Origin of the sequence: Kitasatospora sp. NPDC091257, assembly GCF_044757675.1 — a bacterium.
GTDB classification, from domain to species: Bacteria; Actinomycetota; Actinomycetes; order Streptomycetales; family Streptomycetaceae; genus Kitasatospora; species Kitasatospora lactacystinica.
In genome coordinates this window covers 1-1,642 of record NZ_JBIVVI010001603.1, presented here as the reverse complement: position 1 = coordinate 1,642, position 1,642 = coordinate 1, and the positions used below count along the sequence as shown (strand labels likewise).

Below are 1,642 nucleotides of genomic sequence, written 5' to 3'. Positions count from 1 at the left end.
GACGGCCACCCCCGAGACCAACCCGACACCGAACCCTCTTCCCCTCCCCGACGCCCTTCCGATGGGGTCCGCAGCCTGGGGGGAGAGCATGCGGACCGCCGGGTGCGTCGGCCGGGTCGCAACGATCCGGCCGACGCGTCGGGAGCGGACGCGGTCGGAGCCTTCCGGCTCCGCGCGCAGTGCCCCATCTCGAACTCCGCGGTTCCGCCGTGGACCTCACCCACGGCATCGCGCGTTCACTCCCGTGCCCAGGAGACCCTCCCTGTCCACGCCGATAACACTTTCTTCCGATCGCTTCCCCAGGACATTCAGTTGACGGTTCATCACCTCGACCGAGGCACGCCATGGCCGGCACCTCACCGGCGCCTCACCGGGCCCGCACCGGGCCCGCCGGGCAGGAACCGCACGGCAACCGCCGAACGGCGGACCCGCAGGCTCACTCCCGGGCCTGCGGGTCCGCCGACACCCCCTCGGGAAGCTTGTACCGAACGGTCCGTTTCCTCATACTTCCGGACAGCGCCGATCAGGAGCTGATCATCCGCCGTGCTTCCGGAGAGCAACGACCGGGGTCCGCCCATCCCCTGACCGCGCTTCACGGCCCCAACCCTCAGGGCCGTCACCCCCTCAGGAGGAGATCGGTGAGGACCACGCGCACCACGCCCCGCACCGGCAGCACACGCCGCTTCCGCCTGCTCGCCGCGGCCCTCGGCCTGCTGACCGCGACCGCGGTCGCCGCGCCGGGCGCCGCCGCCGCTCCCACCCGCACCGCCGAACCGGAACAGCTCTCGGCGATCAGCGACGCCATTCTGAACGCCGAGGTCGACGGCACGGCCTGGTACGTCGACGAAGCCGCCGGACGCGTCGTGGTGACCGCCGACAGCACCGTCTCCCCGTCCTCGCTCGCCCGGCTGATGAAGGCCGCCGGCCCCTCCGCGCCCAACCTCGACGTCCACCGCGTCCCCGGCGTGTTCACCCCGCTGCTCGCCGCCGGCGACGCCATCTACGGCGGCGAGTACCGCTGCTCGCTCGGCTTCAACGTGGTGAGCGGCAGCACCTACTACTTCCTCACCGCCGGGCACTGCGGCAACGTCGCCCCCGACTGGTACACCGACGTCGCCCACAGCACCCTGATCGGCCCCACCATCGGCTCGACCTTCCCCGGCCACGACTACGCGCTGGTCCGCTACGACAACAGCGCCCTCAGCCACCCGGGCGGCTTCACCTCCGCCCCGAACGCCGTCGTCGGCGAGGCGGTGAAGCGCACCGGCTCGACCACCGGCACCCACGGCGGCACCGTCACCGGCCTCAACGCCACCGTGCGCTACACCGACGGCAGCACCGTCCGCGGCCTGATCCAGACCAACGTCTGCGCCGAGGCCGGCGACTCGGGCGGCCCGCTGTACGACGGCACCAAGGCGCTCGGCCTCACCTCGGGCGGCAGCGGCGACTGCACCTCCGGCGGGACGACCTTCTACCAGCCGGTCAACGCGGCGCTCTCCGCGTACAACGTCAGCGTGTACTGACCCGAGCCCTTCCGCCCGAGCCGTGGGGGGGCCGCCCCCCCGGGGGGGGGGCCCCCCCCGGCCCCCCCCCGGCGGGGGCGGGCCCCCGCACCGCCGCCCACGACCAAAACGGCCCGCGC

General features: G+C 73.6%; 1 protein-coding gene. It reads left to right on the top strand.

From position 1 onward, the window contains the following. The first annotated feature begins 638 nt into the window (after positions 1-638). Positions 639-1,523: a S1 family peptidase gene (locus ACIQOV_RS40660; RefSeq protein ID WP_401056068.1), complete on the top strand. Its 885-nt coding sequence runs from the start codon at positions 639-641 to the stop codon at positions 1,521-1,523. Positions 1,524-1,642 lie beyond the last annotated feature (119 nt).